Raw genomic sequence first — 25,916 nt, 5'->3', positions numbered from 1 at the left:
AAGAATATGAAAAAAACAATCATGATTATTTGCCTAATTCTAAGTATGACATGGGTTTCAGCGTGTACTCCTGGAGGAGAAGGTGAGAATGGTAGTTTTGTTTTACCTAAGAAGTTGCCCGAAAATGTAGTGTTTAAAAATGGTACAATCTATACTTCAAATGGAAAGCAAGACATTGTAGAGGCTGTAGCCGTTAAAGAAGGGAAAATTACATTTGTTGGTTCAAACAAGGATGTAGAAGGATTTATAAATGAAGATACGAAAGTGGTGGATTTACAAGGACGTTTTATTCTCCCTGGTTTTGTGGACAATCATAATCATATATTTGAGGCGAAATCACCAGCAGCAGGGAATTGTAGTGTCTCACCAGATGCTTCGCTACAAGAACAACGCTCGTATTTAAAGGCTTGTAAAAAAGATGTGAAAGATGGCGAATGGATAAGTGGAACAGGATTTAGTTTGGAAGAGTTGTTAAAAGATATGGACGAAAAATCAGAACAACAAACACCATTACAAGTTCTTGATGAGTTATTTCCTAATAACCCTGTATTAATTATGGAAAGAACTTCTCATTCTGTATGGGTTAACTCAAAGGCATTGGAAGTAGCGGGAATAAATAAAGAGACGAAAGATCCGCAAGGCGGAAGAATTATCCGGGATCCAGAAACAGGAGAATCTTTCGGGCTTCTGTATGATACAGCAGGGGATATCGTAATGGAAAAAGCATGGAATTCTCAGCCTAAACTCTTTGAAAAAAATTATGACGGTTTGCTAGACGGTTTAGATGAGGTTGCGAAGAATGGGATTACTACAGTTGGTGATGGACGTCTTTATTGGAAACGAGGCTGGTTAGACGTTTGGAATAAAGTTAACGATGAGAAAAAGTTAACGTCGCGAGTAGTACTTCGTCCGTGGGTATATCCAAATTTAAATGAAGCAGAACAAATGGAGTACTTCAAAAAAATTAAGCGTGATGATGTATCATCTCGAATGCTTATCAATCAAGTGAAAATGTATAGTGATGGAATTAGCATTAACAGCACAGCTAAAACACTAGAAAAATATAAATTTGAATGGTTTAAAGGAACCCCGTATGGCTTGAACTATATTCCAGAAGAAAAGATGAAGTGGTGGTTGACGGAACTGAATAAAATTGGTTACGGTGCACTCATTCATACGATTGGAGATGGCGGGGTAAGAGAGAGTTTAAATGCAATTGAAGCAGCGAAAAAAGAAGGGGCGAATCAGCCTTATACGCTTACGCATGTTGAAATGGTAGAAGATAGTGATATAAATCGTTTTGCTAAGTTAGGTATTAGTGCTGATTTCCAAGTAGGTCATGATTTTGCAGAAGATCCTAAACAAAGCTGGGCAAGTGCGTATTTTACAAATCAACAGATGGAACGAATTATGCCGTTAGGACGCATTTGGAAAACAGGAGCAAACGTATCACTTAGTAGTGATTGGGATGTAAATGAACTAAATCCACTTGTGACGATTTCGAATGCGCTAAGTATTGAAGAGAAAGGCTTATCTGATATATATGCAGCGATTGATGCTTATACAATTAAGCCCGCCAAAGCATTAGGTCTTGATAAAATTACTGGTTCAATTGAAGTAGGTAAATCAGCCGATATGGTATTACTAAATGAAGATATTACTAAAATGAGTGCTGATAAGGTTCCGGATGCGAAAGTTTTAGTGACGGTTTTACAAGGAGAAGTAGTGTATCACAAGGAGAAATAAAGAGACACCTTATAAAGTAGTTACAAGTACATGAATATATTTCTGTTGACCTTAACACGATGTCAAAGTTTAGACTGAACTTACATTCGAAGAAGGGGTGAACATGTATGAAAAAAAGTTTATTTTATATGCCTGCTGAGTGGGAGAAACATGAGGGGACATGGCTCCAATGGCCTCATGATAAAGCTCATAGAGGTGAAGGTTACAGAGCTAAGCTAGATGATATTTGGATAACGATGGCAAAGGAGCTTCATTACGGAGAAACTGTTCATATTGTTGTATATGATGAGGAAGAAAAAGTACATGTCCAATCGAAGTTAATGGAAGCGAAAGTGGATATGGATAAAATTGATTTCTTAATTCAAGAGACGGATGATGTGTGGATAAGAGATAATGGACCGATCTTTGTAAAAGATAAGGAGAGAAATCTCTGCCTAACACACTGGATTTTTAATGGGTGGGGCGAGAAATATCCGTATGAAAATGATGCTGTTATTCCGGCAAAAATAAGTGAAAAGTATAGCATTCCAAAAGTTAATTCTAGTGTCTGTCTAGAGGGCGGGGGAATAGAAATAAACGGAAATGGAACCTTAATGGCGGCAAAAACTTCTATTATAAATGAAAATCGAAATCCTACACTAAGTCAGGAAGAGATTGAAATAGAGTTAACAAAGCATTTGGGGGTCACGAATTTTATATGGATAACGGGCATTCGCGGTGAGGATAATTATGATGAAGATACAGACTACCATATTGATGGAGCAGCACGTTTTGTAAATGAAAATACGATTCTTTATGAATATGATCCTTTCGGGGAAAGCGAATCATACCTTTTGGAGGCATACGAAAAGCATTATCAAGAATTGCGACAAGCAAAAAATATAGATGGACAGCCATTTCAGCTTATACCAGTACCGGTGACAAGAAAAATGGTAAAAGAAGCAGACTGTAAGGGCTCATATTTGAACTTTTATATTGGAAATGAAGTTGTATTAGTTCCTATATATGGCGATGAGCATGACAAGTTAGCGCTTCAAATCATGGAAGGACAGTTTCCGGGAAGAAGAATTGTTGGTATTTATGTAAATGAACTGTTTGCGTATGGTGGCATGATTCACTGTGTGACGCAGCAACATTTGGCATAAAGTAACCGAAATGAAAAAAGCATGCAGAGTATACACTCTGCATGCTTTTTATAATGCTGAAAATTCTTCAACAAGTAAGCTGAAACGGTTTAATGCACTTTCAATTGGTTCTGGCGTAGTTAAATCAACACCAGCTTTTTTCAGTAAGTTTAAAGGATAGTCAGAACTTCCACCTTTAAGGAATTCAATATAATGTTTTTGAGCATTTGGATCGCCGCTTAATAACTTATCTGCAATTTGGATTGCAGAAGCGAATCCAGTTGCATATTTGTACACATAAAATGGACGATAGAAATGCGGTATTCTAGCCCATCCATATTTTACTTCTTCGTCAAATACGAGGGAGTCGCCATTGTACTCTCTAAATAAGTTTTCATAAACTTCGCTAAAGACTTGGGCATTTAATGGTTTACCTTGCTGCGCCATTTCATGTGTGATTTTTTCAAACTCAGCGAACATGATTTGTGTAAAGAAAGTGCCTTTAAATTTGTCGATGAAATGGTTTACTAAATGATTACGTACATTAGCATCTTTTGCTTCTTTTAATAAATGATGAATTAATAGTACTTCGTTTACTGTTGAAGCGACTTCTGCGACAAAAATAGTATAGTGTGCAGAAATTCTTGGCTGGTATCCGTGTGAGTAGTGCGTATGCATACCGTGTCCACATTCATGAGTAAGAGTGAAAAGACTATTTAAATCATCGTGATGATTTAAAAGAATGAAAGGATGAACACCGTATACGCCAAAGTTATAAGCACCAGAACGTTTTCCTGGTGTTTCTCTTACATCGATATAGCGTTTATCTTTAAAGCTTTTTAATGTTTCAATATATTCTTCACCTAATGGAGCTAGTGATTCAATCATGATGTCAAATGCTTTGTCATATGGAATGTCTTGTTTTACACCAGCTACTAAATCCACGCCCAAGTCGTATTGACGTAGTTCATCTACATTTAATTTTTCTTTTCGAATTTCATTATAAGTATGTAGTGATTGAATATTTTTTTTCGTCGTCTCAATTAAATTTTCATAAACTTCTTTCGGAACCATGTCGCCAAATAATGATTTTTCTAAAGCTGATGGATAGTTTCTTAGCTTTGAAACAGTAACATTATTTTTAATAGCAGCAGATAGAGTAGAAGCGATAGAATTTTTTAATTGTACGTATGGCTTGTAATAAGCTTTATAGGCTTCTTTACGTTTCTCGCGATCCTCATCTTCTATTAACTTTGCATACATGCCGCGTGTTAAATTTACTTTTTCTCCATCATCAGTAGTCACTTCACCAAATAGTATATCCGCATTATTTAACATGCCATATGTATGCTGAGGAGAGGAAAGTGCTTCGCCCATTTGTGATAAAATCTCTTCTTGGTCCTTATTCAATACGTGTTTTTTATAACGGTATAATTCAAATAAGTCTTCTTTATAATATTGTAAGCCTTCTGCCTCTTCTATGTAAGAATGTAATGTGTTTTCATCTACGCTAAGTAAGAATGGGGAAAAGAAAGATTTAGCCGCACTTACTTTCACATGTAATTGTGATACTTTATCGACAAGAGATTGAGCATCAGTATCGCGCGTATCAAGATCAGATTGTAATCGTGCATAAGCAAACATTAAAGATATTATGCTAGAAATTTCTTCGCTCTTTGTTAAATAGGCTAATAAACTATTACCATTGTAAATATTTCCATTAAACTCATGTAATTCTTTCGTTAATACTTCAATTTTATGAAAATCGCTTTCCCAATCTTCAATTGTATGATAAATATCCGTTAAATCCCATTTCTCTTTATCATCTACTTGTAGTCGATCTTTAAGTTCAGTCATAATCATTTCCTTTCTAAATATGTAGTTATATTCCTATATAACTATGAAATACAACAAATTGCAAAAAATCCCTGCTGGAAAATGAAAAGCCTTGCTAAAATGGCAAGGTTTAAAAAATTATAATGTAATTCCGAATTTTGCATGTAAAAGATTTTTATATTGCACATCTGTAACATGTTCTTTCGTTTTTTTACCGTTTTTCGCTATTGTGAGACTATCCTTTGTTAAAGATGCATGCCCATCTTCAGTTAGTTTTACAATAAGAGGTACTTTGTTAAATGGTGAGCCCTCATGTTCAACGATAATTTTTTGTGCCGCATTTGCTTTTTCTTCATTCACTTCTTCTATATAAAATGCATATCCTAACGTCCAATCATCAGTAGAAGATTGATCCAAAAACTCATTGTTTTTACGCATCTCTAACATGTAGTTGCCCTTTTCGGTCATTTCTTTACGAATACGATAATCTCCTGTAACGGAGTGAATGACTTCACCTGAGAAAGGGATAGGAGCAAGAGGTAAGTATGAGCCGAATCCTACTTCAATTAAATAAAGTTCATTATGATGTGTTAAAACGGTTGCGATATGGCCAGGATCAACAGCCCATATAGAGTTTGCAGCATTGTACACTGTTCCTGAAATGAGATGAACATCAAATCCAGCCTCTTTAAGGAAGTAATACATAGTAGGATTGAGTTCATAACAAAGACCGCCACGGTTGTTCACTAAAATTTTTTCTTTTAGATTTTCTTTTGATATTTCTGTAAAGTTGTTTTCGAGAATATTTAAGTTTTCAAAAGGGACAGTTTGTGCCATCGCGTACATAATGTTAGGTAAATCTTCAAATGAAACTTTGTCCTTTTCTTCTATATGTAATCGCGCAAAAAATTGTTTTTGAAAGTCCGTCATAGAAATCCCTCCGTTATGCTTTTATAGATAAATTGTAAACAATCTTGAATAAGATGTGAAATAAAAACTACGGTGCAGTATTTGGTGAATATTTGAAGTTAGATTAAAAAATAATGTGGGAGAGTAAGAGATTGCTACTTTACTAATTGTAGAACGAATATTATAATAATTCCGATAAACTATGCAAACGTTTTCTTTGAAGGGGATGGTGTAAATATGTTGAAAAAAATAACAGTAGTCGGCTTGTCGGTTGTTTTGTTTTTACCTAGTATACATGGGGGAAGTAAAGTGTATGCAGATACGGTTAACAATGGAACGTTAATGCAGTATTTTGAGTGGTATGCTCCAAATGATGGTAATCATTGGAATCGCTTGCATTCAAATGCTGAAAATTTAGCTCAAAAAGGAATTACATCTGTTTGGATACCACCTGCATATAAAGGAACTACGCAAAATGATGTAGGATATGGAGCGTATGATCTATATGATTTAGGGGAATTCAATCAAAAAGGAACGGTGCGGACGAAATATGGGACAAAAGCACAGTTGAAATCTGCAATTGAAGCTTTACATAAGCAAAACATCGATGTATATGGCGATGTAGTTATGAATCATAAAGGTGGAGCGGATTATACTGAAAATGTAACAGCTGTTGAGGTAGACCGTAACAATCGAAATATTGAAGTATCAGGTGATTATGAAATTAATGCATGGACGGGGTTTAACTTTCCAGGGCGCGGAGATACTCATTCTAATTTTAAATGGAAATGGTATCATTTTGATGGAACGGATTGGGATGAAGGAAGGAAATTAAATCGAATTTATAAATTTAGGGGGATAGGTAAAGCGTGGGACTGGGAAGTGTCTAGCGAGAATGGAAATTATGATTATTTGATGTATGCAGATCTTGATTTTGATCATCCAGATGTTGCGAATGAGATGAAAAATTGGGGGACGTGGTATGCGAATGAATTAAATTTAGATGGCTTTCGTTTAGATGCTGTTAAACATATTGATCATGAATATTTACGCGATTGGGTAAATCATGTCAGACAGAAAACGGGGAAAGAAATGTTTACGGTGGCTGAATATTGGCAAAATGATATCCAGACTTTAAATAATTATTTAGCAAAAGTCAATTATAATCAATCTGTATTTGATGCACCACTTCACTATAATTTTCATTATGCTTCAAAAGGAAATGGGAATTATGATATGAGAAGTATTTTAAATGGAACAGTAATGCAAAATCACCCTGCACTCGCAGTTACTCTCGTTGAGAATCATGATTCTCAGCCCGGACAGTCATTGGACTCTGTAGTAAGTCCGTGGTTTAAACCGTTAGCATATGCATTTATTTTAACTCGTGCAGAGGGCTATCCTTCAGTTTTCTATGGTGATTACTATGGAACAAACGGAAATAGTAGTTATGAAATCCCAACGTTAAAAGATAAAATTGATCCGATTTTGACGGCACGAAAAAACTTTGCATATGGTACGCAGCGTGATTATTTAGACCATCCAGATGTAATTGGATGGACAAGAGAAGGTGATGGTGTACATACGGATTCTGGTCTAGCGACATTAATCTCAGATGGGCCAGGAGGATCAAAGTGGATGGAAGTTGGAAAGAATAACGCAGGGGAAGTATGGTACGATATGACGGGTAATCAAACAAATACTGTAACAATTAATAAGGACGGATGGGGACAGTTCCATGTAAGTGGAGGATCGGTTTCCATATATGTTCAGAAGTAAATTGGTGATAAAAAAGAAGAGGAAGACTGAAATATAAGTCTTCCTCTTCTTTTTATATTGTTATCATTCCTAGATTTTTATTTTCATAAATGAATTAGTCGACTTTTAAAACAACGAGAGATGCGTTGGAATAAATAATATCACCCGTGGCTTCTCTTATTCGTACTCGAAGAACATCTCCTTGGTTTAAAGGTAATAAATCAGTTCTGGCGGATGTAGCTCTTACCCCAGAACCACCAGCAACTCGTGTTTCAATTGCGAATTGAATCGAATCGTTTATTGTAAGATTTAATATACCGGACGAAATAGCTTGTATCGCAAATACGATTGAAAAGGATACAGAGTATACACCAGTAGTATTAATTGTAATGGAGTTGTCTACTGGGTTTAGAGTAGTTCCACTAACAGGTCCTGGAATGGTGAAATTAACATTTGTATTAACTACTGCTGAAAAACCGATACCTATTTCAGAAGTTATTGTTCCAAATACGGGGAGGATCCCGAAACCGGTTGCTCCAGTGGGCCCAGTTATTCCAATTCCGGTAGGTCCTGTCCCCCCAGTAGGCCCAGTTATTCCAATTCCAGTAGGTCCTGTCCCCCCAGTAGAGCCAGTTATTCCAATTCCGGTAGGTCCTGTCCCCCCAGTAGGCCCAGTTATTCCAATTCCGGTAGGTCCTGTAACCCCTGTAACCCCAGTAGGACCAGTTATCCCAATTCCGGTAGGTCCAGTGATTCCAGTAGGTCCGGTAGGGAATGTAAATGGTGGAATTGGTGGTAGTGTGGGGCCGATTAAATCTGGTTCAAGAGCAGGTCCATGTAAAATAATATATTGTTCGTTCATATAGTAACCTCCTATGATTGCTTGTCATAATTATTAAATGTATTAGGGAAAGTAAATGACATTCGCAATAGCGGAGGCGCTTTTTTAATTTTTTTGCAGTGAAATTAAAGTTGGATACAATTCATGTATATGCCGCGATATTGAATTGTATAGATGCGTATTAATTAAGTATGACACCTTTACTTCTAAAGCAACATATAGTATGATGATTTCATTAAATTAGATTTCAATGACTATAATATAAATTAATGAGAGGTGCTTTTTGTGAGTGCGGTAGGTACTAAATAGGAAAAATTTAATGAAATAAATCGGATAAGAACAGGGGATTTTTATGTATACCATACCCCTAATTTTGTCATGGATTTATTTCGATACCTATGAAGATACCTACAATACTTTATAAAGCGTGTAATAATGGGATTGCCAACTGCTTTTTTATGGCTTATTTCCTCATATGTTATTACTCATGCCTTGTAAATGTAAAAGCTGCGGTATCCCCGCAGCTTTTTTGTATATATTTTTAATGTATAAAAATGGTAATTGAATCATGTAGAACTCATTGGAATCTAATGAGTAGGTATCTTCATTTTTGATGAAAACCAATCAAAGTGAGGAGAAATAAAATGAATACGATGACTTTTGAAAAGTTACAATATAACGAATTAAAGGATATAGTGAAATCTTATTGTGTAAGTGGATTAGGTAAGGAATTATTAAATAAATTAGAACCGAGTACGAGTATAAAAGTAGTGAGGAACCGCTTGAATGAAACGACGGAAGCACGAGCTATAGTAGATGCAGAAGGGCATGTTCCTTTCTTCGGTATTTCAAATATTGGTAGTACAATTCAAAAATTAGAAAAAGGGATGATTTTAGATCCTGAAGAGTTAGTAAGTGTTTCAGACTTTTTACGCGGCTGTAGAAAGATTAAAAAGTTTATGTTAGATAAAGAATTTTTTGCGCCAGTATTAGCTTCTTATGCAAATTCAATGACTGAATTTAAAAGTATTGAAGAGGAAATTAATTTTTCCATTAAAGGAAATAGCATTGATGCAGCTGCTAGTAAAGAGCTAAAAAGAATTCGAAATAACATTGATTCGGTAGATGGAAAAATAAAAGAACGTTTAACAAAGTTTTTAAATAGTAGTACGAATAAGAAGTATATTCAAGAATTCTTTATTAGTAAGAAGGATGATAGGTATACAATTCCAATTAAATCTTCTTATAAAAATCAAGTTGCGGGAAGTATAGTTGAAGCGTCTGCTAAAGGTTCTACTGTATTTATAGAACCGCATACGGTTACAAAGTTAAATGCGGAACTCGCAAGTTTGAAAGCAGAAGAAGCGATGGAAGAGTATCAAATTTTAGCGACTTTATCAGGAATGGTGTTAGAAAACATTTATAGTATAAAGATTAACATGGAGTTAATTAGTCAATATGATATGGTATTTGCGAAAGCGAAGTTTAGTAAATCAATCGATGGAATAGAGCCGAAGTTAAATGATCATGGCTACATTCATTTAGTAAATTGTAAGCATCCACTTTTAAGTGGGAAAGTAGTACCGTTACACTTTGAAATCGGTCAAAACTATCGTAGTTTAATTATTACAGGACCAAATGCAGGCGGGAAAACAATTGTATTAAAAACAATCGGATTGTTAACTTTAGCGACAATGTCAGGTTTGCACATTGCTGGAGATAAAGAAACAGAAATTGCTATTTTCGAAAATGTGTTTGTAGATATTGGTGATAATCAAAGTCTCGAAAATGCACTAAGTACATTTTCATCTCATATGAAAAATCTATCTGAAATTATGAGGATGTCAAACAATAATACGTTGCTACTATTTGATGAAATAGGAAGCGGGACTGAACCGAATGAAGGGGCAGCACTTGCAATCTCTATTTTAGAGGAGTTTTATCTTGCGGGATGTATTACAGTTGCGAGTACGCATTACGGTGAAATTAAACGATTCTCAGAAATGCATGATGATTTTATGAACGCAGCGATGCAGTTTAATAGTGAGACGCTAGAACCACTTTATAAATTAGTGATCGGTAAATCAGGTGAAAGTAATGCACTTTGGATTGCGAATAAAATGAACGTAAGAGAGCGTGTACTGCAAAGAGCGAAAGCGTATATGGGAAATAAAGAATATGCTCTAGAAAAAGTGAATGAAAGTAAAATTAGAAAACCGAAATTTGTGCAAGAAAAAAGAGAAAATCATTACGAGTACAAAATCGGCGATCGTGTAAATGTATTAGATTATGATGATTTTGGTATTATCTATAAGGAAATAGATAATTTCTATAACGTCGTTGTATATTATAACGGTGAATTTGTTGAAGTGAATGTAAAACGTATTACGTTAGAGGTAGCAGCAAAGGAATTATACCCAGAGGGATATGATTTAAATACACTATTTGTCGATTATAAAGAAAGAAAAATGCAACATGATATAGAGCGCGGATCGAAAAAAGCGCTTCGTAAAATCCAAAAAGAAATCAGGAAGAATAGAGGGTAATATAGAATGGTAACGATTAGACAAGAGCAAAAAAACGATTATACAAAAACAGAAGAAGTGGTACAACAAGCATTTTTAAATGAAGAATTCAGTGATAAAAAGGAACATGAACTTGTAAAACGTATTAGAGAATGTGACGCATTTATTCCTGAATTATCAATTGTTGCAGTAAATGAGGAAATAGTCGGTCACATTATGTTATCGAAAATTACGATAGAATGGGGTGCAACTGCTGTAGAATCGTTAGCACTTGCACCAGTTTCAGTTGCTAGGGGGCATCAGAGAAAAGGGATTGGCGGAAAACTTATTGTAGCTGCGTTAGAAAAAGCGAAAGAACTTGGATACGGATCAGTTGTAGTGTTAGGACATCCAGAGTATTATCCGAAATTTGGTTTTAAAAAAGCAAGTGAGTGGAATATAAAAGCACCATTTGAAGTGCCTGAAGAGGTATTTATGGTAGTGGAATTAAGAGAGAATGCTCTTGAAGGTGTAGAAGGAGTTGTTCAGTATTCGAGTGCGTTTTCTGAGTAGGAATATCAGCTAAGCAATGTAATCATAAAAGATGCTATCTTTTTGTAGAGGTATACAGAAAGATAGCTTTTTTTATTAAGCAAATTCACTTACGTATATTTTGCTCAATGAATAATTAAGGTGGTAAAATTGATATAGAAATGTAAAGGGAGAGAATATGATGAAGAATCGAGAAACTGTTAGCAATGAGAATGTAGTTACGTTATATGTTACAAGACATGGTAAAACAATATTAAATACGAACCATCGCGCGCAAGGATGGGCAGACTCTCCATTAGTAGCAAAAGGTGTGGAAGTTGCCTCGAATTTAGGAACAGGATTAAAAGATGTTCAGTTTGCGAATGCGTATAGTAGTGATAGCGGCCGAGCGATTGAAACTGCTAATTTAGTATTAAAATATAGTGAGCAATCAAAGTTAGAACTTAAGAAAAGAAAAAATTTACGAGAATTAAATTTTGGTATTTTTGAAGGTGAAAAACTTGAAAATATGTGGGATGTGGTTGGAAAAGCTGCGGGCGTTGCATCGCCAGAAGAACTTATGAAGTTTTCTATTCAAGAAGTGATTAATCTTATTAGAGTAGCAGACCCTACGAAACAGGCGGAAGATTGGGAATTATTTTCTACTCGTATAAAAGAAGAGGTTGATAAAATTAGTGAAGAATCTGCTGCAAATGGTGGCGGTAATGTTTTAGTTGTCGTTCATGGGCTCTTGATTACTACATTAATAGAAATGTTAGACAGTAGTAAAACAAAACTTGGAGTAGAGAATGCAAGTGTAACGAAAATTTTATATAAAGACGGGGAATATATCGTCGAGTCTGTTGGGGATATGAGTTATGTTGCAAAAGGGAAAGAAAGTGTGGAAATATAAAAATAAGAAAAGGAAGATAGAGAAATCTAGCTTCCTTTTTTAATTGGAACGATTATGGGATTAATAAAATCTTCCCTGTGCTTTTTCTGCTCTCTAATAATTTATGTGCAAGAGCGCCATCTTGTAAGGAGAATGTAGTAGGGCTCGCAATGTTTAATTTGCCAGTAGCAATCCAATCAAATAATTGAGTAGATCGCTTTTTACGTTCTTCATACGTAGTAAGCACGTTCCAAAGGTCTCCGCCAGTTAAAGTTTTTGAAGTATCCATAAGCATACGCGGATCAACGGGCGCAGGATTACCGCCGGCCATTCCGTAAAATACGACAGTACCACCAGTTTTAGTAGCATTAAAACTTTCCTCTAATGTAGAACCTACTGATTCATATACAACATTTACTCCATCACCATTTGTTATTGCAACTACTTTTGTATGCCATGCTTCCGTATATAAAAAAACGTGATCAGCACTAGCTAATGTAGCTATCTTTGCTTTTTCTTTAGATGACGTTAGGCCGATTACTTTTCCGCCTAGTAGTTTAATTATTTGAATAAGAAGTTGCCCAACACCGCCAGCTGCTGCGTGTACTAAAGCTATATCACCTCGTTTTATTTCATAGCTATCTTTCGTTAAATAATGTGCTGTTAGACCTTGTAATAAGACAGAAGCGGCTGTTTCAAAAGAGATAGAATCTGGAAGCTTAATTGCTTTCTCAGACGGAACAGCGACTAGCTCTGCATTTGCAAAAGGTACATCAGCAAATGCAATACGATCTCCAGGATTAATATTCGTAACGTCAGCTCCTACTTTTTCAACAATGCCAGCCCCTTCATAACCTAATATAAAAGGCGGGGTACCAGCGAGATGATAATCACCGCGGCGTCTATAAATATCAGCGAAATTTAAACCGATTGCTTTCGTGCGGACAAGAATTTCATTTGGATTTATGATTGGATTATTTAGTTCTTTATATTGTAGTACATCCGGATTTCCGAACTGTTCGAAACAAAGTGCTTTCATATGGAATACCTCCATTTTTATTGTTTGTCGATGCTCTTTATCATACAATACAAATATCAATAGACAAAGAGGATTATTTCGATGAAATCAATCGGAAATATCGATCGAAAAGAGGGACCATAAATGGAGATAAAACAATTAATTACATTTAAAATAGCTGCGGATACTTTGAATTTTACACAAACTGCGAAGAAATTAAACTTTGCTCAATCGAGCGTAACGGCGCAAATTAAAACGTTAGAGGCTGAGCTAGGTACGCCGTTATTTGAAAGATTAGGAAAACGTCTTTTTTTAACTGAAGCAGGTAGAAAGTTTCAACTATATGCCGACAAGATGATTGCACTCAGTAACGAAGCAAAAATGGCTGTGAAAGATGATGAGGAAATAGCAGGTACGTTAATAATCGGTGCGCAGGAAAGTCAATGTACATATAGGCTTCCTTCTATATTAAAGAGGTTTAAAGCACAATTTCCTCAAATAAAGCTTATATTTAAACCAGCACATTCCAATAAAGATGCGAAGGAACAATTGATGGAGGGAAAAGTCGATCTTGCCTTTATTTTGGATGAATGTAAAACAGAAGATGCTTTACATGTGGAGCCGCTTATGAAAGAAGAATTAAGAGTAGTAGCTGCTTCAGGACATCACTTACTCGAGGAAGCTTCCGTTTCTACAAAAGATTTAGAAAGTGAGACGTTATTGCTAACAGAGCTAGGGTGCTCGTACCGGACTTTATTTGAAGAGCTATTTCGTACAGAAGATGTGTATCCGGCAAATAAAATTGAGTTCGTTAGTGTCGAGGCAATTAAACAATGTGTTATTGCAGATTTAGGTATAGCCGTGTTACCAGCAATAGTAGTAGAAAAAGATATACGAGAGGGGACGATAAAAGAGTTACATTTAGAGAGTGAAATCTCACCGATTTATACACAAATTGCTTGGCATAAAGATAAATGGATGACCGCTCCATTACAGCAATTTATTGATGTAACGAGGGAGTTTTTTACAACGGATTAAGTGGAGAAATATTTATTTTATATAATAGTAAAAATGGCAATTTTGTATAAAGAACCGATGCTTGCATGAAACGAGTATCGGTTCTTTTATATTTTAAATAAAGAATGCTATAACATGTGTATTTCTCAACTTTTTTTCTTAGACGGATACGTAAATTTCTTCGTATATTCCAATAATCATAAGGAAATTTACAACGTTTAGTCGTTTCTGTAAGATGCCTCTAGGAAGCATGAAAGGAGGGGCGTACATAGGGGGTAGATTGTCTTTATTATACGTACTTATTTTTGGGGAGGAGATTGAAAATGTTTAAAAAGTTAATGAAAGTATGTGTGTTAAGTGTAGCGAGTGTAGGGGTATTATTTAGTTTCCAAGGAAGTACATTTGCGGCTACTGATTTAAGTAGTTATTATGACGGGAAAAATCCAGCAACAACGAAAGTATACGGAGGCAGTACAACGTGTGATGCAGATGGATTTAATGCAAAGTCTACAGCGGTATACGAAGGTAGTAAAAAAGTAGGGACCGTGTATTTACGTTATAGTAATAAATGTCATGCAGCTTGGGCTAAGTTTGTTTTAGATCAACCAGCACCAGCTGTTTCTGGAGGAGTGTATGCATACGCTGTTGTGAATAAATACAAAAATGGTGTATTCCAAAAATCAGTCACTTCTAATCAGGGAAATGGGACAATAAAAACAGGTCAAACGAGCACTTATACAGGAATGGTATTTGATTTAACTGCTGATTTCGGATACACAGCAGATGCTGAAGCGGTTACGTTTAATAATGGTTATGGAAAAACAGGACGCTATTAAAAAGGAGTGGAATACTTTGAAACTTTTAAAAAAGCTAAGTGCATGTTTTTGTCTATCATTGCTCGTTTTAACTAGTGTGTTTAGTACGACGAATAATGATAAAGCATATGCAGAAGATCATTCGTATGATGGGAAAAGTCCGTATTACAATAGCTGTGACCAATCCGCAGTAACGAAAGAAAAGAAGTGGATTGATTCCAATTCTTATGTGGAATTAAAATTTAGCACAACGTGTAAGACAGCGTGGGCAAAAGTTACAGTAACTCGTGCAGCAGTATATAATAACGAAGCTGATGCAAGAATCGTAAGAAAAACAGATGGAAAGGTATATACTTGTGGTAGTGCTGGAGGAAATGGTGTTGTAAATAAAGGGCAAACATCATGTTATACGCCAATGGTATATGATTTAGATCCAAGAAAGGCACAGGCGCAAGGGAAACATGCCATTCCGAATAGTGATGCATATAATTATGCTGAGACTATTTGGTATTGACAGTATTATAAATGTGTTAAGAGCTTTTATTTGATGTTGATATGAAGATGAAAGAGCCTTGCTATATTTTACTGTAGTAAGGCTCATTAAAGTTGTTTGATTTTTATTTGACTAAAGCTTTTGATAGATATTTAGAACCATTGCATTAACTAAGATCTGTATCAGGAGGAGTGAATCCAAGGTGACGAGCCATCGATACAATTTGTCCTTTATGATGAAATTCATGTGTTTCCGTATGAGTTAAAAGCCATAGCGGAGTTGTACTCCAAGACTCTTTTTGCCATTTCACTTCATTTACTATATTTTCGAGCCAACGGTCATTGTATTCATCTAAAAAACGTTGTACAACCTCATCTACTAACTTAAATCTAGCACGGACTTTCGCGACATCTGCATGCTCAATTTCATAATCGCTAGCAAATGAAAAATCAGATCGCTTTTGCTTGAATGCAAATGATCCAAGCCAGTATCGATAGCAATCGGCTACATGAATATGTGTCTGTATAATGCTACCGCTCCCGAAATTAGGAACAGTACTATGCAATTTTTCTAGTGGGATTTCTTCCAAAAATGAAAATAGGGTTTCTCTTGTAGAGCTAATAAGATTATATTGTTGTTTTAAAATATGTAACATGTAATTGACACTCCTCTATTATTTACTAAACTAATTGTGTAGTAAGTAATTCTATATTTATTAGGGGTGAACCTTTTAAATATTTTTGCTAAGCATATTAGATGTATTTCTTCATTGTTTCTGATAGATTAAACAAGGTGAAACTTTAATAAGTTGAACATTCTTAGTTCATAATAAATGGTACATGAAGAAGGGGAACGATAAAATGAATAGAATAATTGGTTTAAAACAATTTGAAATAACGCGCGGGGAATTGCTTAAATTTATGGAGATGCTAGACGATAAAACTGTGGATACACAGCCAGAGGGTTTTAACAATACAATTCGTTGGCATATTGGTCACGTGTTAACGGCAGCAGAAGTTTTCATGTTTGGAAAAGAATTCAAACAATTACCAACTGAATATCCAGGTATGTTTGGGTATGGATCAAGACCTTCTAAATGGAAAACAGAGGGGCCGTCATTGGAAGTGTTAACGGCTCAATTAAAAGAACAAGCAAAACGTATTAACGAAATTCCAGCAGAAGCATTTGAAAATAAACTGCCAGAGCCATTCCTAGGATTGGAAACGGTAGGGGAGCTTTACGGTATGATGCTTTATCATGAAGCTGATCATATTGGGCAAATGAAGGCGATGGAGCGTATTATTAAGGCTCTTTAGTTTGAATTGCGTATAAAAAACGAAATCACAATAAAGGTGTAATGTTAAATAATATATAGACAAAAAGGGTAGATAATTTATTATCTATCTTTTTTTTGTTTTACATAATAGAAAAATATTGAAGCTAATTCAGAAGAAAGTATAAAGCTGTAAAATCTGTATGAAATAGCTTGTTCCTAAATATGGAATATACGTATAATAATAGAGAAGAACTAGAAATAGGGGTGAATATTATGATTACATTAGAACAAAAGTTGGAGCAATACACACATACATATGGACAGTTAAAGGGAGAATTAAAATGGAAAACGAGTGATTCTCGAACAGGAATGATGATTGCTGCTATGTATACGACTAGTGATAAATTGTTTGATCTCGGACGTTTTTTAGAGATTAGTAGTTATATTAAAAATCAAGTAGGGATGTTTTCATACTTGAAGTCTTATCATCGCTTTGTGGTGGCTGCAACTTTAGATATTCACTTTACAGATTATAAGAAAGCTTTTCGGAAGTTTTTAGATTTATACGAACAATTGGTTGCTGTTGGTTTTAGCCGAAGTATATTTACTTATCTCGCAGCAGCTGTGCTTTTAACAGAAGAAAATGAACGGCATGACACGCACATTCAGCGTTCGAAGCAAGTATATAAACGCATGAAAGAGGATCATCTTTTTCTTACAGGTACGAATGATTATCCGCTCGCAGTTTTATTAGCAGGACAATCAGAGAATGTAGAGACACTTATGGACCGAGTAGAACGTCTGTATCAGAAACTAGCGAAAGCTGGTTTGCGTAAAGGGAATGATCTTCAGTTTTTAAGTCATATTCTTTCACTAAAGAAGGATGTCCGTGAAGAAATGTTAGTTGCAACATGTACAAACATATGGAATTTGTTAAAACAAGAAAAGGTAAAAGTGAAACAGATGCATTATCCAGCAATCGGGCTATTAGCGTTACTTGAAGATGGAGAAAAAGAGATTTATGCTATTAAAGCGTTGATTGAAAAATTGCAAGGGGAGAAATTATTCCGTTGGCATACAGATGTGAATATTCTTATTGCTATTCAACTGTTCGTAAGTCAGAAAGGTGAGGAAAGTAAAGCTACCAACACAGGTTTACAAACTATGATAGAAGTCCTCATACAAGCACAACAAGCAGCTATGATGGCAACGATTGCCGCTTCATCTGCAGCAACATCTTCTGCTAGTAGCTCATAATGTGTAACTGCTTAAGCTCTTGTAATTTATAACGCCTTTGATAAGGACGGTAAAAAAGGTAGCCCATCACTCTCTAAGGAGTGATGGGCTACCTGTTTTTACATAATCAGCGTTATCTTTTCGACTCCTTCAAATGTTTAAGTTGTGTAACAATCATAATGCTAATAACAACGAGTAAAAACCATGAGCTAATTTTGCTTAAGTGAACGAGATTCCACGCTTCCCGTTGATTTGGATATTGCCATGCTCCGAAAAATGTTGCGATGTTCTCTGCAATCCAAATAAAGAAACCAATAAGGAAAAAGGAGAGAACGAGTGGCATTTTATATGTAACGCCTCGTAATGAAAATTCTACAAATGTCCGAAAGAAAACGATGAATAAAAGTACAGTTAATACCCATCTAAAGTCATATAGAAAATGATGTGTGAAAAAATTAAAGTAAATCATAGCGCCTAGCGGTATGGCAAAAATAGCCCTCGGCCAATGATGCATTTGTAAATGCAATCTTCTCCATGCTTGGCATATGTAACTGGCAACACTTGCATACATAAAACCACTATAAAGTGGAACTCCAAAAACCTTTGAATACGCCTCTTCAGGATAACTCCATGAACCGAAATGAACTTTATATATTTCTAGTAGAAGGCCGATGAGGTGGAAGACAGTAATTACTTTTAATTCGTCTTTTGTTTCAAGTCCAGTTTTGTACATAATCCACTGCATCAGAAGACATACGATGAGTATGAAATCATATCGGTACAACCCTGGAATCGATATGATTTTTGAAAGAGCAAGTGTTAAAAAAATAACGACAGGGAACAAACAGGATAATGCTTGTTCATAAGTAAAATAGAGTAGTTGTTTTACATGAAACATGTTTTCACCTTCTATAATTTCTTGTCTTGATTGAATAATCTGAAGAATAATTAAGTATACTATAGTTCTAAATAATAGAACACAATAATTGGTTTGTTTGGAAAAGTGAAAAAATGTAAAATGAAGGTAGCTTAATGTAGAGGAGATGTGCCAATGTCAGCGCTTATTGTAAGTATCCCGTTTATAAAGCAGTTTATGGAATAAGGGGATAAATAGGCTAAAATAAGTATCCCCGTTATTAAAAAAGGGGGAGTTTGAAATGACAATGAATCTTTTTCAAAATAAAACGATTAAATTATCAGCTATGAGAGAAGCAGACGCTGAAGTAATGGCTATGTGGCAAGAAGAAAGTGAGTATGTAAGAAACGTAGATACAGATGTAGCATTCCCACAATCTTTACAGGAAATAGCGAGTGATGGGCTATTAAAGGGACGGAGATCGAACAGTGTTGCTTTCATGTTAAGAACAGTTCAAGATAATCGCTTAATTGGTTTTGTTGCAATTCATGGCATAGAGTGGAATAACAGAACGGGTTTATTAGCAATAGGTATAGGAGATGCAAATAATAGAGGGAAGGGATATGGAAGAGAAGCGATCCATCTTATCTTAAAATATGCTTTCTATGAATTGAATTTGCACCGCGTCGGTCTGGATGTTATTTCTTATAATAAAGTAGCTATTGAGTTGTATAAAAAAATGGGCTTTCAGATAGAAGGCTGTATGAGAGAAGCAGTTCAAAGAGATGGAAAGTACTTTGATCGTATCATTATGGGGATGTTAAGGAATGAATGGATAGAGATGCAAGGTTAGAAAGTATATCCGAAATTATATATGTAGTATGCAGGAAATATAATGATAATTGGCGAAAATTTACAGTGAACTGATTGAATTTATAAGGAGTTATGCGAGATGAATTTAGAAAAAAGTAAACCAGTAAATGAAGAGGTCGCTGAATTAAAGGAACTAATTAAAGAATTACACGGAAGTGTACATCAACTGCAAAGTGAAGTGCAGCAACTAAGGCATGAAAGACCAGTTGTTGAAGTGCGAAAGGGTGTTCAATTATCACCAACAATCATTGGACAAATTGGTGGTATGATACTAGGTGGGTTAGCAATTATCGGTATATTTTGGTGATGGAAAAAGGTATGCAGTTTAGCACTGCATACCTTTTTAGGCTGTGGAAAAACAATGCTTGGAGGAGTGTGACTATTAAACGATATGTGTATGTAAAGTAACAATACATATTCTCATACAATAAAATAAGCGAAGGGGGTAATGAATTGAATGATAAACATTCAATGAAAAAAATAAGTGAGATACTTCAAGCTCATGCATTAGATCCCAATTTAATTGGTCCTACTTTACCGCCCATTCCACCAGTAACATTGCCAACCGGTCCAACAGGAAGCACTGGTCCAACAGGAGGCACTGGTCCAACAGGAAGCGCGGGACCAACGGGAAGCACGGGACCAACGGGAAGCACGGGACCAACGGGAAGCACGGGACCAACGGGAAGCACCGGTCCAACAGGAAATACCGGTCCAACAGGAAGCACCGGTCCAACAGGAAGCACCGGTCCAACAGGAAACACCGGTCCAACAGGAAGCACCGGTCCAACAGGAAACACCGGTCTAACAGGAAGCACCGGTCCAACAGGAAATACCGGTCCAACAGGAAGTACGGGACCGACAGGAAGCACCGGTCCAACAGGAGCCACTGGTCCAACAGGAAGTACAGGACCAACAGGAAACACCGGTTCAACGGGAGATACCGGTCCAACAGGAAACACGGGATCAACAGGAAGTACGGGGCCAACAGGAGATACAGGACCAACAGGAGCCACCGGTCCAACAGGAAGTACGGGACCTACAGGACCACCAGTAGGTATGGGTCTAGGTACAATTTATATAACAAATACTAGTTCAACTAATGTATCGGTGATAAATGGAAATACGAATACAGTACTAGCAACCGTACCAGTAGGATCTGCCCCGATAGGATTGGGAGTGAATTCACTCACGAATCGTATCTATGTAGCAAATACACTTTCAAATAATGTATCGGTGATAAATGGAAATACGAATACAGTATTAGCAACCGTAGCAGTAGGATTGAATCCATCAGGAGTGGGAGTAAATTTATCAACGAATTTGATTTATGTAGCAAATAATAATTCAAATAATGTATCGGTGATAAATGGAAATACGAATACAGTACTAGCAACCGTAGCAGTAGGAATGACCCCAATAAGAGTGGGAGTAAATTCATCCGCGAATCGTATCTATATATCAAATTTCGATTCAAATAATGTATCGGTGATAAATGGAAATACGAATACAGTACTAGTAACCGTACCAGTAGGAACGAGACCATACGGAGTGGCAGTTAGTTCATCCACGAATTGTATCTATGTAGCAAATGTTGGTTCAAATAATGTGTCCGTGATAGATGGAAATACGAATACAGTACTAGCAACCGTAGCGGTAGGAACGGGCTCAGTAGGAGTGGGAGTAAATTTATCAACGAATTTGATTTATGTAGCAAATTTTGGTTCAAATAATGTATCCGTGATAGATGGAAATACGAATACAGTATTAGCAACCGTGGTAGTAGGAACGGAACCATTCGCAGTGGGAGTGAATTCATCCACGAATCGTATCTATGTAGCAAATAGTGATTCAACTAATGTATCCGTGATAGATGGAAATACAAATACAGTACTAACAACCGTACCAGTAGGATCGAGCCCACAAGGAGTGGGAGTGAATCCGTAAAAAATGTAAGAAATCATTTGTTGGTGTTCATAAAAGAGTAGGGATAATACCAGACACAAAAACAAAAGGTTTGCAGCATGATGCTGCAAACCTTTTGTTTTTGACGATATAATTTCATGCCATATAACTTTTACATCAAGTAACGTAAATATATGTAGGCATGTGATAATAATAATGCGATGATTGTTAATGGTAAACCAATCTTTAAGAAGTCCATATAAGAGAATCCATGTCCTTCACGTTTTGCAATACCAGCAACGACTACGTTTGCGGATGCTCCGATTAGCGTTCCGTTTCCTCCTAAGCAAGCTCCAAGTGATAACGCCCACCATAGTACTTCGATTTGCGGAGAGTCGACAGATAGTCCGAGTCCTGTAGCTAAATCTTGAATAAGTGGGATCATCGTTGCGACAAATGGGATGTTGTCGATTGTTGCAGATGCGATGCCGGATACCCATAAGATAAGTATAGCGGCGAAACCGATGTCGCCATTTGTTACGTCAAGTACTTGTTGTGCAAGTGAAGAAATAAGTCCGATATCAATTAACCCGCCAACGAGAACGAATAGTCCGGCGAAGAAGAAAATGGTTACCCATTCAACGTGGGCAAATACATCTTCAATATCATGTTCTTTCACGCCAATTAGCATAAGAAGTGTAGCACCTGTCATCGCAATAACGGCAGCGTCTACATGAATAATCGAATGAAGTACAAAGCCTAAAATAGTTAGTCCTAAAATCGAAATGGATTTTAAAAGGAGGCTTTGATCTTTAATATAATCTTTTTCGTTCAATGCCATTAATATTTTAATTTGCTCAGGTGTTGTTTTTAGTTTGTTGCGATACATAAAGTAAATAATGCCAAGTGTAACGATAGAAATAACAATTACGATTGGAGCTAAGTTTAGTAAAAAGGCATTAAAATCTAAATGCTTATTTGCTGATCCGATTATAATGTTCGGTGGATCACCGATTAGTGTTGCTGTTCCGCCTATATTTGAAAATAGCACTTCTGAAATCAAATAAGGGACAGGGTTTACTTTTAAAATACGTGTAATGGACAGTGTAACAGGTACGATTAATAAAACGGTTGTTACGTTGTCCAAAAGTGCTGATCCGACAGCAGTTAATAGGGATAGTAATAATAAAATGCGGATTGGTTTTCCGCCAGCTGCTTTTGCCGCTTTAATGGCTACAAATTCAAATACGCCTGATTGACTCGTAATATGTACGAGAATCATCATCCCAATTAAAAGGGTGATCGTTTCCCATTGAATATGTGATGTGAAAGCGGTATGTAAATCTACAACTCCGAAAATAATCATAATAGCAGCGCCGAATAGTGCGATTACAGCACGATTCAATTTCTCAGAAATAATAAATCCGTACGTGACTAAAAATACGGCAATTGCAAAATAGTATTGCCAATTTGTTACTTCATGTGCTGATTGTTCCAATCATGTCACCTTCTTTAAAGTATGTATTCAATTGTCAAAATGTATCTCGCTGTATGAATACGGGATAAAATATATTGTAGCAAATTCAAAAAAGAAAGAAAACTATTTAACAAAGTGAAGGAAAAAATGATGGTTTTACATATGATATAAAGTGAAACTTTAATCAGTGGGTTTTTTGTTCATCCCCACTGATTATTAGCCTTCACCAATCGGGCATTTAGGGATAGTTGATTTTCCACATAGCTGACGTGCATTTGCTGGATTTTAAGGTGGAAATCTTACTATCCGTTAATGCGGGGTAAAAAAATAAAGAAACACAGTGCAAATTATTAGGAAAAGTAGGCGCTGTCCTCTAATATAGAGATAGCAATTTACATTATTTTTGCGTAAAATGGTTTAAAGAGGTGAATTCCGATGGAAATAGTAAAAGATAGTTCTCTTATTCAAAATGAAATTGAACGTTTTGTAAATAAAGATGTATATATTCATTTAGAAACAACGAACGGAGCGTATGCGTCACACTTTAACGAAAAGATGATGACAGTTGGAGCATTCATTCGAAATGCAATTATTCGCTTTGAACGCGGGAAGATTACTGGAACGAATCCATACCGAGTTGGTTTAAAAATGGATCATGGCTGGGTATATGCAGAAGGTATTACGCACTGGGAAGTAGACGATAAAGAGCGTTTATTACTTGCAGGGCATGATAACCAAGGCCGCTTAGCAGTTGCGCTTGAGTTAAGCTTAACGCCATTTAAGTAAGAAGGAGGGGAACTTATGGAGAGACATGTACTTGTTGTATTTCCGCATCCAGATGATGAAGCATTTGCGGCGGGAGGAACAATTCGATTATTAACAGATCAAGGAGTACCTGTAACGTATGCGTGTGGTACTTTAGGACAAATGGGACGTAACATGGGGAAAAATGTATTCGCTAACCGTGAAACGATTCCAAATATACGTGAAAAAGAATTAAAAGATGCATGTGAAGCGATGGGAATTCAAGATTTAAGAATGCTTGGTTTCCATGATAAAACGTTAGAATTTGAAGATGTTGATTTCGTTGCAGATAAAATTGAAGCGATCATTCAAGAAGTAAATCCATCTCGAATTATTACATTTTATCCAGAGCACGGTGTACATCCAGATCATGATGCATTTGGTCGCGCAGTTGTTCGCGCTGTATCACGTATGCAAAAAGAAGAACGTCCAGTCATTCATGCAGTTGCGATTACGAAAAATCGCGAAGCTGTATTAGGTGAGCCGGATGTTGTAAATAATATTAGTGAAGTATTCGAGCATAAATTAGCTGCACTAGGCGCGCATCGTTCCCAAACAGAAGCGATGCTAGAAGAAACACATGCAAAAATTAAAAACAAAGATGCAGCAACATTAAAATGGCTGCAACTTGAACAATTTTGGACTTATAAATGGGAGTAGGCTAGAAGGGAACCTTCTAGTAGCTCTTACATAAAAAAAGCACCGTCATTTGTGACGGTGCTTTTTTTATTCTCCTGCTTATTTGCAAGCAGCTTTCACTTTATCTTGTACTCCATTCTTTTACGAATTCATCATGATATGCTTCGCTCCAATGGTATGGCTGCAACTCTTTTAACGGTTTGAAAATAATATCTTGTTTAGAATTTGTAATGGCGCATAGTACTTCTGGACCCCAGTAAAATAAACGTTCTTGGCATACACCACAAGGTGATAATACTTTTAATTCAGAATGCTCATTTTCTCTGGCAAGACAAATCGAATGTGTAACTTTCTTATGAAATTTATGTGCTTCTAAAATAGCACCTGTTTCCATACAAAGTTCTGTTGAAGCATTTATTACATCAGGGGCCACACTTGTATAAATGGATCCATCTTCTACACGAATCGCTGCAGCTCCGCCCCAATTATGTGGGTATCTTTGGTTAATTAAACTTTTCACTGCATCATATAATTGTTGTTCAATGCTCAATTGTATTTCCTCATTTCTGCTTAATTTTCGATTCAATGACTGATATTTTTTTAGTAATACCGTTAAAAAAGAATAGACACTCAATTTCAAAATATAAATTCAAGAATTACTTTTCATCTGCATACTTTTCCTCTAAGGCAATTAATAGAGGAATTGATATAGTTACAAGAATGATTAAAGTAGTTATAAAAGATTTAGAAAGAGAAAAAGAACCTTCGATTAAAGGTGATAAAAACTTGAATGAAAGTATACTTGTTATTAAGGAAACTACTAAAAAGCTAAAAAGAGACACATTTTTATTTTTGATAGATGTTTCTATAAAATCTTTAAGACAGCTTATGACGACAAATATAGTTAATATAATAAGAGAAATAAAATAATGTGTTACATTTGTCATACTAATAGTAGGATCGTCTATTATGTAAGCGAGTAACTTAGATACTAACATGCCTCCAAATAATAAAATAATAAAAGCAAGTAATCCTTCCGATGTATAAGTGTTGAAATTATCTTTCTTGTTAAAGAGTTTATAATTCAGAGTGGATTGGCTTATTTGAATTAGGAATAGGATAATAATCCACACATAATATACAATTGGTAATTCTCCTGAGAATAGAGCAATCAGGAAATTTATTACTGTCCTTAACATTTCAATCATTACGAAAGTCCTCCTGTTTGTAAGCTTTGCGACATTAGAAATATGCTAGTCTATCGTTTGATGATTAAATCTATCAATTCAAACTATTTCTAATTATTCCATAAAAAGGTGGTGACTTCAAGTTATCCTTTTAACAAATCTTCCAAGGTTCGACACTA

The 25,916-nt window shown here is 35.9% G+C and carries 25 protein-coding genes; 16 read left to right on the top strand and 9 right to left on the bottom strand.

Annotated elements, in window-relative coordinates; translation table 11 throughout:
- Window positions 1–6 precede the first annotated feature (6 nt).
- Window positions 7–1,746, top strand: coding sequence for an amidohydrolase (locus ACTFOB_RS09195; RefSeq protein ID WP_440025734.1), 1,740 nt, complete (start codon window positions 7–9; stop codon window positions 1,744–1,746).
- 107 nt (window positions 1,747–1,853) lie between these two features.
- The gene (locus tag ACTFOB_RS09190) at window positions 1,854–2,891 is read left to right on the top strand and encodes an agmatine deiminase family protein (RefSeq protein ID WP_440025736.1); all 1,038 of its coding nucleotides are present in this window, start codon (window positions 1,854–1,856) and stop codon (window positions 2,889–2,891) included.
- Window positions 2,892–2,939: 48 nt separating this feature from the next.
- Here the strand turns inward: ACTFOB_RS09190 and pepF are convergent, their stop codons facing one another.
- Together pepF and ACTFOB_RS09180 are read right to left on the bottom strand one after the other, a co-directional pair.
- A complete protein-coding gene (gene pepF, locus ACTFOB_RS09185) occupies window positions 2,940–4,727 on the bottom strand; it encodes an oligoendopeptidase F (RefSeq protein WP_440025737.1) in 1,788 nt (595 codons plus the stop codon).
- A 117-nt stretch (window positions 4,728–4,844) separates the two neighbouring features.
- The gene (locus ACTFOB_RS09180) at window positions 4,845–5,636 is read right to left on the bottom strand and encodes an arylamine N-acetyltransferase family protein (protein ID WP_440025738.1); all 792 of its coding nucleotides are present in this window, start codon (window positions 5,634–5,636) and stop codon (window positions 4,845–4,847) included.
- 216 nt (window positions 5,637–5,852) lie between these two features.
- Between ACTFOB_RS09180 and amyS the strand changes: the two genes are divergently transcribed.
- Entirely contained in the window at window positions 5,853–7,394 is a 1,542-nt protein-coding gene (amyS, locus tag ACTFOB_RS09175) for an alpha-amylase (protein WP_440025740.1), read from the top strand.
- A 94-nt stretch (window positions 7,395–7,488) separates the two neighbouring features.
- Here the strand turns inward: amyS and ACTFOB_RS09170 are convergent, their stop codons facing one another.
- The gene (locus ACTFOB_RS09170) at window positions 7,489–8,235 is read right to left on the bottom strand and encodes an exosporium leader peptide-containing protein (RefSeq protein ID WP_440025742.1); all 747 of its coding nucleotides are present in this window, start codon (window positions 8,233–8,235) and stop codon (window positions 7,489–7,491) included.
- 623 nt (window positions 8,236–8,858) lie between these two features.
- On the opposite strand from ACTFOB_RS09170, the gene ACTFOB_RS09165 reads away from it, so the two are divergent.
- The 3 genes from ACTFOB_RS09165 (at window position 8,859) to ACTFOB_RS09155 (ending at window position 12,162) form a co-directional block, all read left to right on the top strand.
- Window positions 8,859–10,760: an endonuclease MutS2 gene (locus ACTFOB_RS09165; protein ID WP_440025744.1), complete on the top strand. Its 1,902-nt coding sequence runs from the start codon at window positions 8,859–8,861 to the stop codon at window positions 10,758–10,760.
- Window positions 10,761–10,766: 6 nt separating this feature from the next.
- Window positions 10,767–11,291 carry a GNAT family N-acetyltransferase gene (locus ACTFOB_RS09160; RefSeq protein WP_440025747.1) on the top strand — a complete coding sequence of 175 codons (525 nt, stop codon included), beginning with the start codon at window positions 10,767–10,769 and terminating at the stop codon, window positions 11,289–11,291.
- A gap of 160 nt (window positions 11,292–11,451) precedes the next feature.
- On the top strand, window positions 11,452–12,162 hold the full coding sequence (locus ACTFOB_RS09155; RefSeq protein WP_440025749.1) for a histidine phosphatase family protein: 711 nt from the start codon (window positions 11,452–11,454) through the stop codon (window positions 12,160–12,162).
- A gap of 52 nt (window positions 12,163–12,214) precedes the next feature.
- Here ACTFOB_RS09155 and ACTFOB_RS09150 read toward each other — a convergent pair whose 3' ends face one another.
- Window positions 12,215–13,180, bottom strand: a complete 966-nt coding sequence (locus ACTFOB_RS09150) for a quinone oxidoreductase family protein (RefSeq protein ID WP_440025751.1) — start codon at window positions 13,178–13,180, stop codon at window positions 12,215–12,217.
- Window positions 13,181–13,303: 123 nt separating this feature from the next.
- Between ACTFOB_RS09150 and ACTFOB_RS09145 the strand changes: the two genes are divergently transcribed.
- The 3 genes from ACTFOB_RS09145 (at window position 13,304) to ACTFOB_RS09135 (ending at window position 15,505) form a co-directional block, all read left to right on the top strand.
- Window positions 13,304–14,197, top strand: coding sequence for a LysR family transcriptional regulator (locus tag ACTFOB_RS09145; protein ID WP_440025753.1), 894 nt, complete (start codon window positions 13,304–13,306; stop codon window positions 14,195–14,197).
- A 302-nt stretch (window positions 14,198–14,499) separates the two neighbouring features.
- On the top strand, window positions 14,500–15,012 hold the full coding sequence (locus ACTFOB_RS09140) for a YjfA family protein (RefSeq protein ID WP_000473750.1): 513 nt from the start codon (window positions 14,500–14,502) through the stop codon (window positions 15,010–15,012).
- Window positions 15,013–15,028: 16 nt separating this feature from the next.
- Window positions 15,029–15,505 (top strand): DUF2690 domain-containing protein, encoded by a 477-nt coding sequence (locus ACTFOB_RS09135; RefSeq protein ID WP_440025754.1) that lies wholly within the window; start codon window positions 15,029–15,031, stop codon window positions 15,503–15,505.
- Between the two features lie 145 nt (window positions 15,506–15,650).
- Here ACTFOB_RS09135 and ACTFOB_RS09130 read toward each other — a convergent pair whose 3' ends face one another.
- Entirely contained in the window at window positions 15,651–16,139 is a 489-nt protein-coding gene (locus ACTFOB_RS09130) for a DinB family protein (RefSeq protein WP_440025756.1), read from the bottom strand.
- A gap of 184 nt (window positions 16,140–16,323) precedes the next feature.
- Between ACTFOB_RS09130 and ACTFOB_RS09125 the strand changes: the two genes are divergently transcribed.
- Entirely contained in the window at window positions 16,324–16,800 is a 477-nt protein-coding gene (locus ACTFOB_RS09125) for a DinB family protein (protein WP_440025758.1), read from the top strand.
- Between the two features lie 182 nt (window positions 16,801–16,982).
- Window positions 16,983–18,017, top strand: coding sequence for a DUF4003 domain-containing protein (locus ACTFOB_RS09120; RefSeq protein WP_440025759.1), 1,035 nt, complete (start codon window positions 16,983–16,985; stop codon window positions 18,015–18,017).
- A gap of 112 nt (window positions 18,018–18,129) precedes the next feature.
- Here ACTFOB_RS09120 and ACTFOB_RS09115 read toward each other — a convergent pair whose 3' ends face one another.
- A complete protein-coding gene (locus tag ACTFOB_RS09115) occupies window positions 18,130–18,894 on the bottom strand; it encodes a DUF817 domain-containing protein (protein ID WP_440025761.1) in 765 nt (254 codons plus the stop codon).
- 259 nt (window positions 18,895–19,153) lie between these two features.
- Here ACTFOB_RS09115 and ACTFOB_RS09110 point away from each other — a divergent pair, with 259 nt between their 5' ends.
- The 3 genes from ACTFOB_RS09110 to ACTFOB_RS09100 all read left to right on the top strand — a co-directional run bounded on the left by ACTFOB_RS09110 (window position 19,154) and on the right by ACTFOB_RS09100 (window position 21,672).
- Window positions 19,154–19,705, top strand: a complete 552-nt coding sequence (locus ACTFOB_RS09110) for a GNAT family N-acetyltransferase (RefSeq protein ID WP_440025762.1) — start codon at window positions 19,154–19,156, stop codon at window positions 19,703–19,705.
- A 99-nt stretch (window positions 19,706–19,804) separates the two neighbouring features.
- Window positions 19,805–20,032 carry a hypothetical protein gene (locus ACTFOB_RS09105; protein WP_002033458.1) on the top strand — a complete coding sequence of 76 codons (228 nt, stop codon included), beginning with the start codon at window positions 19,805–19,807 and terminating at the stop codon, window positions 20,030–20,032.
- Between the two features lie 164 nt (window positions 20,033–20,196).
- Entirely contained in the window at window positions 20,197–21,672 is a 1,476-nt protein-coding gene (locus tag ACTFOB_RS09100) for a YVTN family beta-propeller repeat protein (protein ID WP_440025851.1), read from the top strand.
- Between the two features lie 130 nt (window positions 21,673–21,802).
- Here the strand turns inward: ACTFOB_RS09100 and ACTFOB_RS09095 are convergent, their stop codons facing one another.
- Window positions 21,803–23,128, bottom strand: coding sequence for an ArsB/NhaD family transporter (locus ACTFOB_RS09095; protein WP_440025764.1), 1,326 nt, complete (start codon window positions 23,126–23,128; stop codon window positions 21,803–21,805).
- A gap of 414 nt (window positions 23,129–23,542) precedes the next feature.
- On the opposite strand from ACTFOB_RS09095, the gene ACTFOB_RS09090 reads away from it, so the two are divergent.
- Together ACTFOB_RS09090 and bshB2 are read left to right on the top strand one after the other, a co-directional pair.
- A complete protein-coding gene (locus ACTFOB_RS09090; protein ID WP_000407039.1) occupies window positions 23,543–23,893 on the top strand; it encodes a YojF family protein in 351 nt (116 codons plus the stop codon).
- Window positions 23,894–23,908: 15 nt separating this feature from the next.
- Entirely contained in the window at window positions 23,909–24,571 is a 663-nt protein-coding gene (bshB2, locus tag ACTFOB_RS09085) for a bacillithiol biosynthesis deacetylase BshB2 (RefSeq protein ID WP_098387652.1), read from the top strand.
- A 100-nt stretch (window positions 24,572–24,671) separates the two neighbouring features.
- Here bshB2 and ACTFOB_RS09080 read toward each other — a convergent pair whose 3' ends face one another.
- Entirely contained in the window at window positions 24,672–25,100 is a 429-nt protein-coding gene (locus tag ACTFOB_RS09080) for a cytidine deaminase (RefSeq protein WP_440025766.1), read from the bottom strand.
- Window positions 25,101–25,206: 106 nt separating this feature from the next.
- Window positions 25,207–25,758: a DUF5823 family protein gene (locus ACTFOB_RS09075; RefSeq protein ID WP_440025768.1), complete on the bottom strand. Its 552-nt coding sequence runs from the start codon at window positions 25,756–25,758 to the stop codon at window positions 25,207–25,209.
- Between the last annotated feature and the right edge of the window lie 158 nt (window positions 25,759–25,916).

The sequence above is a fragment of the Bacillus cereus group sp. MYBK79-1 genome, assembly GCF_051915365.1.
In the GTDB taxonomy this organism is placed as follows: Bacteria; Bacillota; Bacilli; order Bacillales; family Bacillaceae_G; genus Bacillus_A.
Note: the sequence above shows the minus strand (reverse complement) of the source record. Positions and strands in the feature narration are given on the sequence as shown.